We start from the raw sequence: 14,407 nt of genomic DNA, 5'->3' as shown, positions 1-14,407 counted from the left end.
GCCCTCGGGCCACCGACCACCGACCACCGACCACCGACCACCGACCACCGAGGAGAAGACTCCGCATGACCGGATCCGGATCCGACACCGCGCCCTCCCGCGTCGACACCAGCAGACCGCATCCGGCCCGGGTGTACGACTGGTGGCTGGGCGGCAAGGACAACTACCCGGTGGACGAGGAGCTGGCCCGCAGGATCCTCGCCGTGGACGGCACGGTGTTACGCGGGGCGCGTGCCAACCGCCGGTTCATGCACCGGGCCGTCCGCACCGCCGCCGAGGCCGGGATCCGCCAGTTCCTGGACATCGGTACGGGCATCCCCACCGAGCCCAATGTGCACCAGGTCGCGCAGAGCGTGGCCGCGGAGTGCAGGGTCGTGTACGCGGACAACGACCCGATCGTGCTGCGGCACGCGGAGGCGCTGCTGCGCGGCACCCCCGAGGGCAGCACCGACTATGTGCACGCCGACGTCCGCGAACTCGACGCCCTCCTGGCCAGGGCCGGCGAGACCCTGGACCTCGCCGAACCGGTCGCCCTGTCGCTGGTCGCGCTCACCCACTACTTGAGCGACGACCCCGAGGGCGACGACGTGTACGGCCTGCTGCGCGGCTACGTCCGCGCGCTCGCCTCGGGCAGCCATCTGATCCTCTCCCAGGTCACCCCGGACCTCAGCCCCGAGGCCATCGAGAAGGCCGCGGAGCACTTCCGGCGCAGCGGCACCCCCTTCTTCCCTCGCTCGCTGCCCGAGTTCACCCGCTTCTTCGACGGTCTGGAGCTGCTCGGCCCCGGCGTGATCCCCGTCCACGGCTGGCGCCCCGAGCCGGAGGACGTGGCGGCCCAGGCCGAGGGCATCGTGCCCGTCTTCGCGGGGGTCGCCCGCAAGATCTGACCCGTACGGGTGCCGTGAACGGGTGCGCTCCCGCGCCTCGCCCTAGGTTCGTGACCAGGGCAAGCAAGGGAGCGCCGGTGACCGACACGCAGATACCGCCCGCGCCGCCCGCCGAGCCGGGCGCGGCGCTGCTGAAGGCCGGGAGGTTCTTCCGGTCCGGCACCCCCGCGCCCGATCTGCACAGCGTCCAGCTCACGGGCGGACGGGAGGCGGACGCCTTCTACCGGGAGCGGTGGAGCCACGACAAGGTCGTGAACTCCACGCACGGCGTGAACTGCACGGGTTCGTGCCGCTGGCAGGTGTACGTCAAGGACGGCATCATCACCTGGGAGTCCCAGCAGACCGACTGTCCGAGCGTGGGTCCCGACCGCCCCGAGTACGAGCCGCGCGGCTGCCCCTGGGGCGCCGCCTTCTCCTGGTACACCTACTCCCCCACCCGGGTCCGCTACCCGTACGTCCGGGGTGTGCTCCTTCGGATGTACCGCGAGGCGAAGGAACGGCTGCGGGACCCGGTCCTGGCCTGGGCGGACATCCAGAGCGACCCCGAGCGCCGGCGCCGATACCAGCGTGCGCGCGGCAAGGGCGGTCTGGTGCGGGCGAGTTGGGACGAGGCGGTCGAGCTGGTCGCGGCGGCGCACGTCCACACCATCAAGACCTACGGCCCCGACCGGATCGCCGGTTTCTCCCCCGTCCCCGCGATGTCGATGGTGTCGCACGCGGCGGGCGCCCGCTTCCACTCGCTGATCGGCGCCCCGATGCTGTCGTTCTACGACTGGTACGCGGACCTGCCGGTGGCCTCACCGCAGGTCTTCGGCGACCAGACCGACGTACCCGAGTCGGGCGACTGGTGGGACGCCGCGTATCTGATGATGTGGGGCTCGAACGTGCCGGTGACCCGCACCCCGGACGCGCACTGGATGGCGGAGGCCCGCTACCGGGGCCAGAAGGTCGTGGTCGTCGCCCCCGACTACGCCGACAACGCCAAGTTCGCCGACGAGTGGCTGCACCCGCATCCCGGCACGGACGGGGCGCTGGCCCTCGCCATGGGGCATGTGATCCTCAAGGAGTTCTTCGTCGACCGGGAGACACCGTTCTTCACGGACTATGTAAGGCAGTTCACCGACCTGCCGTTCCTGGTCACGCTGGAGGAGCGGGACGGCTGCTACGTCCCGGCGAAGTTCCTGCGCGCCACGGATCTCGGGCAGGCGGGCGAGAGCGCCGAGTGGAAGACGGTCGTGCTGGACGAGGTGACGGGCCGTGCCGTCGCCCCGAACGGCTCGCTGGGCTTTCGCTGGGGCAGGTCGGGCAAGGGCCGATGGAACCTGGAACTCGGCGACGTACGGCCGCAGTTGAGCCTGCACGGCAGTGAGGTCGCCGTCGGCGTCGAGGTGCTGCTGCCCCGCTTCGACACCGAGGGCGGCGCACACGGTCAGGGTCGTGGCGACGTCGTACGGCGCGGCGTCCCGGCGACGAAACTCGGCGGTGCGAACGGTGCGCTGGTCACCACGGTCTTCGATCTGCTGCTCGCCCAGTACGGCGTGGGCCGGCCGGGCCTGCCGGGCCGCTGGCCGGGGTCCTACGACGACGCCGACGCGCCCGGCACGCCCGCCTGGCAGGAGGCGCACACCTCCGTGCCGGCCGCCAAGTGCGTACGTATCGCACGGGAGTTCGCGCGGACCGCGGAGCGGTCGAAGGGCCGCTGCATGATCCTGATGGGGGCCGGCACCAACCACTGGTTCCATTCGGAGACGATCTATCGTGCCTTCCTCGCCCTGCTCCAGCTGACCGGCTGCCAGGGCCGCAACGGCGGCGGCTGGGCGCATTATGCGGGCCAGGAGAACTGCCGCCCGGTGACCGGCTGGGCGACGCTGGCGTCCGCGTCGGACTGGTCACGGCCGCCGCGCCAGATGATCGGCACGGCGTACTGGTTCCTCAACACCGACCAGTGGCGCTACGACCGGTTCACGGCCGATGTGCTGGCGTCGCCGCTGGGCCGGGGACGGTTCGAGGGGATGACGGGCGCGGACTGTCTGGCGCTGTCGGCGCGGTCGGGCTGGATGCCGTCGTATCCGACCTTCGACCGCAATCCGCTGGAGCTGGGTGAGGTGTTCGGTGATCCGGTGGCGCGGGTGGTGGCCGAACTGCGCGCGGGCACGCTGAAGTTCGCCTGCGAGGACCCGGACGCGCCGGAGAACTGGCCGCGGGTGCTGACACTGTGGCGGGCCAACCTGCTCGGCTCGTCGGCGAAGGGCGCCGAGTACTTCACACGGCACCTGCTGGGCACGCACTCCTCGCTTCGGGCCGAGGAGGCACCCGAGGACGTCCGGCCGCGGGATGTGACGTGGCACGACGAGGCTCCCGAGGGCAAGCTCGACCTGCTGCTGTCGCTGGACTTCCGGCAGACGTCGTCCACCTTGCTGTCGGACGTCGTCCTGCCCGCGGCGACCTGGTACGAGAAACACGACCTGTCCAGCACGGACATGCATCCCTTCGTCCACTCCTTCACTCCCGCCGTGGATCCGCCCTGGCAGGCGCGCACCGACTTCGACACGTTCAAGGCGCTGGCCGAGCGGCTCAGTGAGCTGGCCGTGGACCATCTGGGCGTGCGCAAGGACCTGGTGGCGACCGCGCTCCAGCACGACACCCCGGGCGAGGTGGCCCAGCCGGGCGGGGTGGCCCTGGACTGGAAGCGCGGGCAGTGCGCCCCCGTACCCGGGAGGACCCTGCCGAACCTGACCGTCGTGGAGCGGGACTACACCGCGATCGGCGCCAAGTTCGCCGCGCTGGGGCCGCTGGCTGAGCGGCTCGGCCTGCCCGTCAAGGGCATCACGCTGAAGCCGGACGAGGAGGTCGAGGACCTGCGGCACCTGAACGGGGTGACAGCCGACGGCCGGCCCTTGCTCGATACGGCCGTGAAGGCGGCGAACACCATCCTCGCGCTGTCCGGCACCACCAACGGCCGCCTCGCCACCGAGGGCTTTCGGAGTCTGGAGGCCCGTACGGGGCAGCCGATGGCGCACCTGGTGGCCGAGCACGAGGGCGAACGGACCACGTACGCCGACACGCAGGCGGCGCCCGTGCCGGTGATCACGTCGCCGGAGTGGTCGGGAGTTGAGTCGGGCGGACGGCGCTACACCGCGTTCACCCTCAACACCGAGCATCTCAAGCCCTGGCACACGCTCACCGGACGTCAGCACTTCTTCCTGGACCACGACTGGATCCATGAGATCGGTGAGGCGCTTCCCGTGTACCGGCCGCCGCTGGACATGAACAAGCTGTTCGGCGAGCCGCGGCTCGGCCCGGACGGGCAGCGGGAGGTGACGGTCCGCTACCTCACCCCGCACAACAAGTGGTCGATCCACTCCGAGTACCAGGACAACCTGTTCATGCTGGCGCTCTCCCGGGGCGGCCAGAACATCTGGATGTCCCCGCAGGACGCCGAGGCGATCGGCGTGGCCGACAACGACTGGGTCGAGGCGGTCAACCGCAACGGTGTGGTCGTCGCACGGGCCGTGGTCTCGCACCGGATGCCGCACGGCACGGTCTATATGCACCACGCTCAGGAACGCACGGTCGCCGTCCCGAAGTCGGAGACCACCGGCAAGCGGGGCGGCATCCACAACTCGCTCACCCGGCTGATCCTCAAGCCGTCCCATCTCGTCGGCGGCTACGCCCAGTTGTCCTGGGCGTTCAACTACCTGGGCCCGACGGGCAATCAGCGCGACGAGGTGACGGTGATCCGCCGCCGCAGCCAGGAGGTCGAGTACTGATGCGTCCGATGGCCCAGATCGCGATGGTGATGAACCTCGACAAGTGCATCGGCTGCCACACCTGCTCGGTCACCTGCAAACAGGCGTGGACCAACCGGCGGGGCATGGAGTACGTCTGGTTCAACAACGTCGAGACCCGCCCCGGCCAGGGCTATCCGCGCCGCTACGAGGACCAGGAGCGCTGGCGCGGCGGCTGGGAGCTGAACCGGCGCGGCGCGCTGAAACTCAAGGCGGGCGGCCGGCTGCGCAAGCTCGCCGGGATCTTCTCCAACCCCGAACTCCCGGAGATCAAGGACTACTACGAGCCCTGGAGTTACGACTACAAGAACCTCACCGACGCCCCGCTGGGCGACGACTTCCCGGTGGCGCGGCCCGTCTCCCAGCTCGACGGCAAGCCGATGAAGATCGAGTGGTCGTCGAACTGGGACGACAACCTCGCCGGCGCCCCCGCCCACGGCGACCTGGACCCGATGCTCGAGCGGGCCCGCCGGCAGGCCTCGGACAAGGTGAGGTTCGAGTTCGAGCAGACCTTCATGTTCTATCTGCCGCGTATCTGCGAGCACTGCCTGAATCCGTCGTGCGTGGCGTCGTGTCCGTCCGGGGCGATGTACAAGCGCGCGGAGGACGGCATCGTCCTCGTCGACCAGGACCGGTGCCGGGGCTGGCGGATGTGCGTGACGGGATGCCCGTACAAGAAGGTGTACTTCAACCACCGCACCGGCAAGGCCGAGAAGTGCACCCTGTGCTACCCGCGCATCGAGATCGGCATGCCGACGGTGTGCTCGGAGACCTGTGTGGGCCGGCTGCGCTATCTCGGGGTGGTGCTGTACGACGCCGACAAGGTGACGGCGGCGGCGTCCGTCCGGGACGAGAAGGACCTGTACGAGGCCCAGTTGGGCGTGTTCCTCGATCCCGAGGACCGGGAGGTGCGGCGGGCCGCCGAGGAGGCGGGGATCCCGGACGACTGGGTGGCGGCGGCCCGCCGCTCGCCGGTGCACGCGCTGATCAGCAGGTACCGGGTGGCGCTCCCGCTGCACCCGGAGTACCGGACGATGCCGATGGTCTGGTACATCCCGCCGCTGTCGCCGGTGGTGGACGCGCTGACGGAGACCGGGCACGACGGTGAGGACGCGCACAACCTGTTCGGTGCGATCGACACTCTGCGCATTCCGCTGGAGTATCTGGCGGAGCTGTTCACGGCCGGTGACGTGGGACCGGTGCGGGCCTCGCTGGAGAAGCTCGCCGCGATGCGCTCCCACATGCGGGCGATCAACCTCGGTGAGGAGCCGGACCTGTCCGTGTCGGCCGCCGTGGGCATGGGCGCGCACGAGATCGAGCAGATGTACCGGCTGCTGGCGATCGCCAAGTACGAGGACCGGTACGTGATCCCGACGGCCGCCGTCGGGGACGCCCGGCGGCTGGAGGAGTCGGCGCTGGCTCAAGGGTGCAGCCTCGACCACGACGGCGGGCCCGGCATGGGCGGGGACGGTCCGTTCGGCCGGGACTCGGGCCGCAAGCTGCTGCCGCTGGTGCCGGTGGAGAACTTCCACATCCAGCGCCGACGGCAGACCGCCGACGAGACGGACGCCGCCGCCATGACCCACACACCCGAATCCGAGGAGGCCTGATGCCTTCCTTCGAGGTGCTCTATCAGGCGGCTGCGCTCTGCCTGACCTACCCCGACGACGACTTCCGCGCCCGGCTGCCACTGCTGCGCGAAGCCGCCCCGCAGCTGCGGGAGTTCACCGACCACGCCGCCGTCACCGCGCCCGAGGAGCTGGCCACCCACTACGTCGAGGTCTTCGACCTGCAGAGCCGCCACAGCCTGTACCTGAGCTGGTGGACCGACGGGGACACCCGGCGGCGCGGCATGGCGCTGCTCCGCTTCAAGGACCTCTACCGCTCCCACGGCCTGGAACTCACCGGCGAGGAACTGCCCGACTTCCTGCCCGCGGTGCTGGAATTCGCCTCCCGCACCGGCGACCTCGACGTCCTGCTCGAACACCGCGACGCCCTGGAGCAGCTGCGCTCCCGGCTCACCGACTTCGGCACGCCGTACGCGACCGTCCTGGACGCCGTGTGCGCCACGCTGCCCACCGCACCCGTCGAAGGGCGCTCATGACCACACTCCTCTGGGGCGTCCTGCCGTATGTCACCTTCGCCCTGCTCGTCGCCGGCCTGGTCTGGCGGCACCGCTACGACCGGTTCGGCTGGACCACGCGCTCGTCGCAGATGTACGAGTCGAGGCTGCTGAACATCGCCTCGCCCGCCTTCCACTACGGCATCCTGTTCGTGCTGGTGGGCCATCTGATCGGCCTGTTCGTCCCGGAGTCCTGGACGGACGCCGTGGGGGTCGGCGAGCACACCTACCATCTGTTCTCGCTCTACGGCGGCACGGCGGCCGGCCTGGTCACGGTGGGCGGCATCGCGCTGCTGATCCACCGCCGCCGTACCCGGGCACCGGTGCTGCGGGCGACGACCGCCAACGACAAGTTCATGTATCTCGTGCTGGTCGCGGCGATCGTGATGGGCATGCTCGCCAAGCTGGCCCACACGTCCGGCGACGGCTACGACTACCGCCGGACGATCGCACCCTGGTCGCGCAGCCTGTTCACCCTCTCCCCCGACACCGGCCTGATGGCGGGCGTGCCGGTCCTGTACCAGATCCACGCGGTCATCGGCATGGCGCTGATCGCGCTGGTCCCGTACACCCGCCTGGTGCACATGTTCAGCGCGCCGGTGCAGTATCTGTTCCGGCCGTACGTGGTCTACCGCAGCCGGGACCCCAGGCAGTCGGGGCCGCGGCCGGTGCGGCGGGGCTGGGAGAAGAGCGACGTCTGACGGGCGGGCTCCGGCTCAGGCGGCTCCGCCCTTCTGTTCCTTGTCGTCGTCGACGATCTCCGCGTCCACCACGTCGTCGTCCTGCCCCGTGGGCTGTTCCGGCCCGGTGTCGCTGCCCGTGCCGGTCGCGGCGTCCGCGTCCGCCGGGGCCTGCTGGGACTGGGCGTACATGGCCTGGCCCATCTTCTGGCTGACCGAGGCGAGTTTCTCGATGCCGGTGCGCAGGGCGGTGGTCTCGGCGTTCTGCTCCAGCTGCTGCTTCAGGTCCGTGATCGCCGACTCGACCTCCGTCCTGGTGTCCGCGGGGATCTTGTCCTCGTTGTCCCGCAGGAACCTCTCGGTCTGGTAGACGAGTTGCTCGCCCTGGTTGCGGGTCTCGGCGGACTCGCGGCGCTTGTGGTCCTCCTCGGCGTACTGTTCCGCCTCCCGCATCATGCGGTCGATGTCGTCCTTGGGGAGCGCCGAGCCACCGGTGACCGTCATCTTCTGCTCGCGGCCCGTGGCCAGGTCCTTGGCGGAGACGTGCATGATCCCGTTGGCGTCGATGTCGAAGGCGACCTCGATCTGCGGCACCCCGCGAGGCGCGGGCGGCAGCCCGGTGAGGTCGAAGACGCCGAGCTTCTTGTTGTACGCGGCGATCTCGCGTTCGCCCTGGTAGACCTGGATGCCGACGGAGGGCTGGTTGTCGGCGGCGGTGGTGAAGATCTCCGAACGCCGGGTCGGGATGGTCGTGTTGCGTTCGATGAGCTTCGTCATGATGCCGCCCTTGGTCTCGATGCCCAGGGACAGCGGGGTGACGTCGAGCAACAGGACGTCCTTGACGTCGCCGCGGATGACACCGGCCTGCAGGGCCGCGCCGACGGCCACGACCTCGTCGGGGTTGACGCCCTTGTGCGGGTCCTTGCCGGTGAGTTCCTTGACCAGCTCGGTGACGGCCGGCATCCGCGTGGAGCCGCCCACGAGGATGACGTGGTCGACCGCGGAGAGCTTGATCCCGGCGTCCTTGACCGCTTGGTGGAAGGGGGTCTTGCAGCGGTCGAGGAGGTCCTCGGTGAGCTCCTGGAACTGGGCGCGGGTCATCTTCTCGTCGAGGTGGAGGGGGCCCTCGGCGGAGGCGGTGATGTAGGGCAGGTTGATCGTCGTCTCGGTGGAACTGGACAGCTCGATCTTGGCTTTCTCGGCGCCCTCGCGAAGGCGTTGCAGCGCCATCTTGTCGTTGCCGAGGTCGACGCCGTACTGCCCCTTGAACTTCTTCACGAGGTATTCGACGATCCGCTGGTCCCAGTCGTCGCCGCCCAGGTGGGTGTCGCCGTTGGTGGCCTTGACCTCGATGACGCCGTCGCCGATCTCCAGCAGTGAGACGTCGAAGGTGCCGCCGCCGAGGTCGAAGACCAGGACCGTCTGCTCCTCGCCCCGGTCGAGGCCGTAGGCGAGGGCGGCGGCGGTGGGCTCGTTGATGATCCGCAGCACCTTCAGGCCCGCGACCTCGCCGGCCTCCTTGGTGGCCTGCCGCTGGGTGTCGTCGAAGTACGCGGGGACCGTGATCACCGCGTCGGTGACGTCCTCGCCGAGGTAGGACTCGGCGTCCCGCTTCAGCTTCTGCAGCACCCGGGCGGACAGCTCCTGGGCCCGGTAGCGGGTGCCGTCGATGTCGCCCTGGTCGGGGAAGCGCCAGCTCGAGTCGCCCATGTACCGCTTCACGGAGCGGGCGGTGCGCTCCACGTTGGTCACCGCCTGCCGCTTGGCGACCTCGCCGACGAGCACCTCGCCGTTCTTGGCGAAGGCCACGACCGACGGTGTGGTCCTGGCGCCCTCGGCATTGGCGACGACCGTCGGTTCACCGCCCTCCAGAACGGCCACCACCGAGTTCGTCGTGCCCAGATCGATCCCGACCGCGCGTGCCATCGCTGTCCCCTTCCGCCAGGGCGCCCCTTGAAACCAGCACAAAACTCGAGCGGGTTCTTGTCAATGGGACGGGTGACCTGGCGGAAGGGTGCCAAACGGGGTCTGAGCGAGCGCTCAGGCCCGTGGCTCAGGCGAGCTTGGCCGACAGCGTGATCGTCGTGCCGGTCAGCGCCTGGCTGACCGGGCAGTTCTTCTTGGCGTCCTCGGCCGCGGCGGCGAAACCCTCCTCGTCGAGGCCGGGGACGCTGCCCTCGACGGTGAGGTGGATACCGGTGATGCCCTCACCCGGCTGGAAGTTCACGTCGGCCGAGGTGACGAGCTTGGTGGGCGGGGTGCCGGCCCCCGCCAAGGCGTGGGACAGCGCCATCGAGAAGCAGCTGGAATGCGCGGCGGCGATCAGCTCCTCCGGGCTGGTCTTGCCGTTGGCCTCCTGGGAGCGCGAGGCCCACGTGACCGGCTGCGCCGCGATGGCACCGGAGGAGTCGAAGTTGACGACGCCGTTGCCCTCGAGCAGGTTGCCTTCCCAGACAGTGTGTGCGGAGCGCGTGGTAGCCACGGTTGTTCCTTTCGCGTGGGGGCCCGTTTCCCGGGGTCCGTGCCCCCCATCCGATCACACTCCGGCTCGACGCACCCGGAAGACCGGCCGCACGGTGACGGGGTCCTGGCCGACGGTCTGCAATACAGGGGCGCCTCAGGGGTGTTCGAGGGGTTGCCCGTCAGGCGGCCCGCTCCTGCGGCTCCGCGTCCAGCGGCACCTGAGGGCCGTCCGACTCCCGCAGCCAGCGGCGCAGCACACGGTGCACCTGCTCGGCGCCGACGAGGTCCTCCCCGGCGCCGACCGGGGCGGAGACGGTGAACGGCGACAGCAGGAACGGTTTGCCCTGCGCGCCGCCGAGCCCGCCGTGCGAGCCGATCTGCTCCTCGAAGGCGAGGACCTCGCCGTCGGCCGGGTCGTAGGCGGAGTTGACCATGATGTCGGCGGCGTTCGGGAAGGAGTGCGTACGGCGTACGGCGTCGGCGGCGCCCGGCCCGAAGACCTCCAACGGTCCCGGGTCCGCGTCCAGTCGGTCCAGCGGGATCTGCGCGCCGTGCGCGCCGAGCACGACACCGTCGTGCCGTTCGCTGCGCACCAGCACGAAGCCGACACCGGGATGGTTGGCGAGGGTGGTGAGCAGGGCCGGGTGCCGGGCGTCGATCTCCTCCTTGGTCATCCGGTGCGGCACGTCCGGGAAGGAGACCAGGCCGAGATTGCCGGAGGCCAGCACGATCGGCTCGGAGCGGCGGCCGGGCAGGTGGTACTCCTCGGTGCCCTCCTCGACCGGCCGGCGCAGGGCGGCCCGTACGGCCGCGCGGGCCTCGGCACCGCTGTGGGTGCGGCGCGCCCTGCGCGGCACGGGCAGTCCGCAGCCGGCCCGCACCAGGTCGCCGAGGCCGAGGCCGTAGCGGGCACGGAAGGTCTCGCCCGGGCTCTGACCGTGGTCCGACAGCACGACGATCCGGTACGGCCGCGGCGCGTGCTCGGCCACTTTCTCGATCAGCGCCAGCGCCCGGTCCAGGCGTTCGAGGACCTTCGCGGCGTCGCGGCTGAACGGCCCTGAGTGGTGGGCCACCTCGTCGTAGGCCACGAGGTCGGCGAAGACGGCGGTGCGCCCGGCGAGCATGTCGCCCATGACCGCGGCGACGACGACGTCCCGTTCGACGACGGTCGCGAAGGCGCGGATGAAGGGGTAGAGGCCGCCGCGGGAGACCCGCGGGCGGTCCTTGCGGGCGCGTGCCCGGGTGGACTGGCCGATCTCCCGGCCGACCTCGGCGACGAAGGACAGGGCGGTGCGCACGGCGTTCGCCGGGTCGGAGAAGTAGGCGAAGTAGCCCGCCCGGGAGCGGTTCTCCCGGCTGCGCCGTCTGGTGGCGATGGACAGCACGAGGGCCTGTTCGTCGGCGCCGCCGCTGAAGAGGTTGCCGCGGCTGGCGCCGTCGACGGTGAGCAGTCCGCCGTCGCCGGTGCGGTCGATGGCGCGGCGCTGGAGCTCGGCGGCGCTGGTCGGGCGGTTGCAGACCATGACCTCGCGGGCGGCCTTCTCGTACCAGCGGAACGCGGGGACGTCGTGGTTGCTGCCGTGCAGGATGCCGAGTTGGCTGGCTCCGGTCTGGCTGGACCAGTCGGTGCGCCAGGGGGTGAGCCGGTGGGTGGCCCGGGGGTCGCCGGCGGTGCCGTGACCGAGCCAGCGGGCGACCGTGGGCATCAGGTCCTTGCCGACGGCGTCGAGGAGGACGTCGTGGCCGACGCCGTCGAGCTGGACGAAGACCGTGCCGGGGCCGGCCGGGCCGGGGGGCAGGGATCTGCGGCGGCGGTCGGCGAGCCGGTACAGACGGCGCCGGTAGGTGTCGTCGTCCCGTACGGCGAGGGCGGCGCCGGTGGCGGAGGCGACGGCGGACATCACGGCGGCCACGATGACGGCGGTCTCCGGGGCCGCCTCACTGTCGCCGGAGGGGACGAGGCGCAGGGCGACGATGAGGAGGGAGCCGTTGAGGAAGAACACCAGCAGGCCGAGCACGAGGGCGGGCACCAGCAGCAGGAGCCGCACCAGGATGGGCCACACCAGCGCGGACAGCAGGCCGAAGGCACCGGCGCCGAGGGCCGCGGTGACCGCGAGGGCGGGGGCGCTGTCGTCGTCCGGCGACTGGAGCTGGAAGTCGGGCAGGATGCCGGCGAGCACGAGCATGGTGACGGTGGAGACGGCCCACACGGCGACGCTCCGCCCCACCTGACTGGCGGCCCGCCGCCAACGCCGCTCACGCACGCAGCCCACCTCACGTCCCGGTTCGCCGCCACGGCACGGACCTCTACCCACCCCACCCTGTCACAACGGCGCCGGCACCCGGCCGGTTCCCCGTCACCCCGCTCGCCGCCCGGCTCGCCCCCGCCCCGGATCGCGCCGGCTGCGTTCGTCGGGGGTCGTCGGCGGGCGTCGGCGGTCGTCAGCGTCCGTCGTAGCCGGCCGTCGGCATCGACAGCCTCCGGTGCACCCGTGCCTTCATCTGGGCGTCGTACCGGGGCTCCGCGCTGCCCACCGTCTCCACACGCACCCCGCGCCTGGCGCACTCCGCGGTGAACTCCTCGACGGACGACAGCGCGCTGCGAAGCACCCGCAGGCTGGGCGCCACGAACAGGTCGAGGCCGGGCCGGACGCCTTCCCACAGCACGCTGTGGTCCGCCCGCAGCCCGCGTACGAGGAGCTCGCGCGCGACGACGTACCCGTGCTCGGCGGCCCAGCTCGCGCACATCGCGTGCTGGCTGCGGGAGTCCACGAGGAAGGGGTCGGCGTCCAGCTCTTCGAGAGGCGTCAGACTGGCGATCGCCGTCACGCGCACTATGGATGCCCCCATGGCGTCCCCCTCACCTCCGGGTTTCGCCGCCGACCCTACTCCAGCCCGTACGCTTCGGGGAGTCGCGCGAAGGAGGCAAAGAGGTGCCGGTGGAGATCACCTGGTGGGGTCACGCCACCTGCACGGTCGAGGACTCGAACGTGCGCGTTCTCACCGACCCCTTGTTCGCACGCCGGCTCGCACATCTGCGCCGCCGCCGGGGTGCGCTCCCCCCGCCCGGCGCCTGGCGGGCGCACGTCGCCGTCGTCTCCCATCTGCACGCCGACCACCTGCATGTGCCGTCCCTGGCCAGGCTGCCGTACGGCACCCGGCTGCTCGTGCCCCGGGGCGCGCCCCGCGCGGTGCCGGGACTGCGCCGGCTCACTCAGCTGCGGGTCACCGAGATGGAGCCCGGGGACGTGGCCTCGGTGGGCGATCTCACCGTACGGGCGGTGCCCGCGCGGCACGACGGGCGGCGGCTGCCGCTCGGCCGGCACCGCTCCCCCGCCCTCGGCTATGTCATCGAAGGCGAGGCGCGCACCTATTTCGCCGGGGACACCGGTCTGTTCGAGTCGATGGCCAAGGAGGTCGGTCCGGTCGACGTCACGCTGCTCCCGGTGGGCGGCTGGGGCCCGTATCTCGGGGAGGGGCATCTGGACGCGGGGCGGGCGGCGGACGCGCTCGCCCGGCTCGCGCCGAGCAGTGCCGTGCCGGTGCACTACGGCACGTACTGGCCGATCGGCATGGATGCCGTGCGCCCCCATGAATTCCATGCGCCCGGTGATGAGTTCGCACGGCTCGCGGCCGAGCGTGCGCCAGGCGTGTCGGTGCACCGGCTCGCGCACGGGGAGAGCGTGCGCCCGGAGGTGACCCGGTGACGGCACTGGCCGTCGTCGCGACGGTCGTGCCGACCGAGTCCACGCAGCAGGCGATCGGCTATCCGACGCTGTTCGCGCTGGTGCTGATCGGTGCGCTGGTGCCGATCGTGCCGACGGGGGCGCTGGTGAGTTCGGCGTCGGTGGTGGCGTTCCACCAGACGGCGCCGTTCTCGCTGGCGCTGGTGTTCGTGACGGCGTCGACGGCCGCGTTCCTGGGCGACGCGACGCTGTACTGGCTGGGGCGGCGCGGGATGGGCTCGAAGAACGGCTCGCGCTGGCTGGAGGCGATCCGCTCGCGCGCCCCCGAGGACCGGCTGGAGCAGGCCCAGCAGAAGCTCGCCGACCATGACGTGGCCGTGCTGGTGCTGTCGCGGCTGGTGCCGGCGGGCCGGCTGCCCGTCATGCTGGCCTGTCTGCTGGCGAAGTGGCCGATGCGGCGGTTCGCCCGGGGCAATCTGCCGGCGTGCCTGGCCTGGGCGGTGACGTACCAGTTGATCGGGATCCTCGGTGGCTCGCTGTTCGACGAGCCGTGGCAGGGGGTGCTCGCGGCGATCGCGCTGACCGTGCTGATCAGCGCGACGCCGGCCCTCTGGCACCGGCTGCGGAAGGCGGGCAGCACCCGCTGACCCGCCCGCGCGGCACCGCTGGGGCCTGGCGTTCGGATCAGGTCGGCTGGGAGGTAGCGCGCCTCCCGGCCGACCCGAGCGGCGCGATGGGGGTGCCCCCGCGGGGGCGCCTCCCGGCCGACCCGAGCGGGGCG

At 71.3% G+C, this 14,407-nt stretch carries 11 protein-coding genes; 7 read left to right on the top strand and 4 right to left on the bottom strand.

The genetic code is table 11. The annotated features are described in order from the left end of the window. The first annotated feature begins 65 nt into the window (after nucleotides 1-65). The 5 genes from ACHBTE_RS01290 (at nucleotide 66) to narI (ending at nucleotide 7,498) form a co-directional block, all read left to right on the top strand. A complete protein-coding gene (locus ACHBTE_RS01290) occupies nucleotides 66-887 on the top strand; it encodes an SAM-dependent methyltransferase (RefSeq protein ID WP_394721369.1) in 822 nt (273 codons plus the stop codon). Between the two features lie 77 nt (nucleotides 888-964). Then, entirely contained in the window at nucleotides 965-4,657 is a 3,693-nt protein-coding gene (locus ACHBTE_RS01285) for a nitrate reductase subunit alpha (protein WP_394721368.1), read from the top strand. Then, nucleotides 4,657-6,285 (top strand): nitrate reductase subunit beta, encoded by a 1,629-nt coding sequence (narH, locus tag ACHBTE_RS01280; protein WP_394721367.1) that lies wholly within the window; start codon nucleotides 4,657-4,659, stop codon nucleotides 6,283-6,285. Before ACHBTE_RS01285 ends, narH begins: the two co-directional genes overlap by 1 nt. Next, entirely contained in the window at nucleotides 6,285-6,779 is a 495-nt protein-coding gene (gene narJ, locus ACHBTE_RS01275) for a nitrate reductase molybdenum cofactor assembly chaperone (RefSeq protein WP_394721366.1), read from the top strand. The genes narH and narJ overlap by 1 nt, the downstream gene beginning before the upstream one ends. Continuing rightward, a complete protein-coding gene (gene narI, locus ACHBTE_RS01270; protein WP_394721365.1) occupies nucleotides 6,776-7,498 on the top strand; it encodes a respiratory nitrate reductase subunit gamma in 723 nt (240 codons plus the stop codon). Before narJ ends, narI begins: the two co-directional genes overlap by 4 nt. A gap of 15 nt (nucleotides 7,499-7,513) precedes the next feature. Here narI and dnaK read toward each other — a convergent pair whose 3' ends face one another. The 4 genes from dnaK to ACHBTE_RS01250 form a co-directional block, all read right to left on the bottom strand. Continuing rightward, complete coding sequence (gene dnaK, locus ACHBTE_RS01265; RefSeq protein ID WP_394721364.1) at nucleotides 7,514-9,403, bottom strand: molecular chaperone DnaK; 1,890 nt, start codon at nucleotides 9,401-9,403, stop codon at nucleotides 7,514-7,516. 127 nt (nucleotides 9,404-9,530) lie between these two features. Then, entirely contained in the window at nucleotides 9,531-9,959 is a 429-nt protein-coding gene (locus tag ACHBTE_RS01260; protein WP_394721363.1) for an OsmC family protein, read from the bottom strand. Nucleotides 9,960-10,119: 160 nt separating this feature from the next. After that, nucleotides 10,120-12,150 (bottom strand): phage holin family protein, encoded by a 2,031-nt coding sequence (locus tag ACHBTE_RS01255; RefSeq protein ID WP_394721579.1) that lies wholly within the window; start codon nucleotides 12,148-12,150, stop codon nucleotides 10,120-10,122. Nucleotides 12,151-12,382: 232 nt separating this feature from the next. After that, nucleotides 12,383-12,790, bottom strand: coding sequence for a hypothetical protein (locus ACHBTE_RS01250; protein ID WP_394721362.1), 408 nt, complete (start codon nucleotides 12,788-12,790; stop codon nucleotides 12,383-12,385). An 83-nt stretch (nucleotides 12,791-12,873) separates the two neighbouring features. Between ACHBTE_RS01250 and ACHBTE_RS01245 the strand changes: the two genes are divergently transcribed. After that, a complete protein-coding gene (locus tag ACHBTE_RS01245; protein WP_394721361.1) occupies nucleotides 12,874-13,647 on the top strand; it encodes an MBL fold metallo-hydrolase in 774 nt (257 codons plus the stop codon). Next, nucleotides 13,644-14,273 carry a DedA family protein gene (locus tag ACHBTE_RS01240; RefSeq protein WP_394721360.1) on the top strand — a complete coding sequence of 210 codons (630 nt, stop codon included), beginning with the start codon at nucleotides 13,644-13,646 and terminating at the stop codon, nucleotides 14,271-14,273. Before ACHBTE_RS01245 ends, ACHBTE_RS01240 begins: the two co-directional genes overlap by 4 nt. The last annotated feature ends 134 nt before the right edge of the window (nucleotides 14,274-14,407 follow it).

Source organism: Streptomyces sp. M41 (genome assembly GCF_043673425.1).
Taxonomy (GTDB): domain Bacteria; phylum Actinomycetota; class Actinomycetes; order Streptomycetales; family Streptomycetaceae; genus Streptomyces.
The sequence above is the reverse complement of the archived record's forward strand: the minus strand, read 5'-3'. Positions and strand labels throughout refer to the sequence as shown.

Bases quoted from the DNA above. Each gene is read 5' to 3' on its own strand.
- ACHBTE_RS01290 (WP_394721369.1), top strand. From the start codon at position 66: ATGACCGGATCCGGATCCGACACCGCGCCCTCCCGCGTCGACACCAGC.
- narH (WP_394721367.1), top strand. From the start codon at position 4,657: ATGCGTCCGATGGCCCAGATCGCGATGGTGATGAACCTCGACAAGTGC.
- narJ (WP_394721366.1), top strand. From the start codon at position 6,285: ATGCCTTCCTTCGAGGTGCTCTATCAGGCGGCTGCGCTCTGCCTGACC.
- narI (WP_394721365.1), top strand. From the start codon at position 6,776: ATGACCACACTCCTCTGGGGCGTCCTGCCGTATGTCACCTTCGCCCTG.
- dnaK (WP_394721364.1), bottom strand. From the start codon at position 9,403: ATGGCACGCGCGGTCGGGATCGATCTGGGCACGACGAACTCGGTGGTG.
- ACHBTE_RS01250 (WP_394721362.1), bottom strand. From the start codon at position 12,790: ATGGGGGCATCCATAGTGCGCGTGACGGCGATCGCCAGTCTGACGCCT.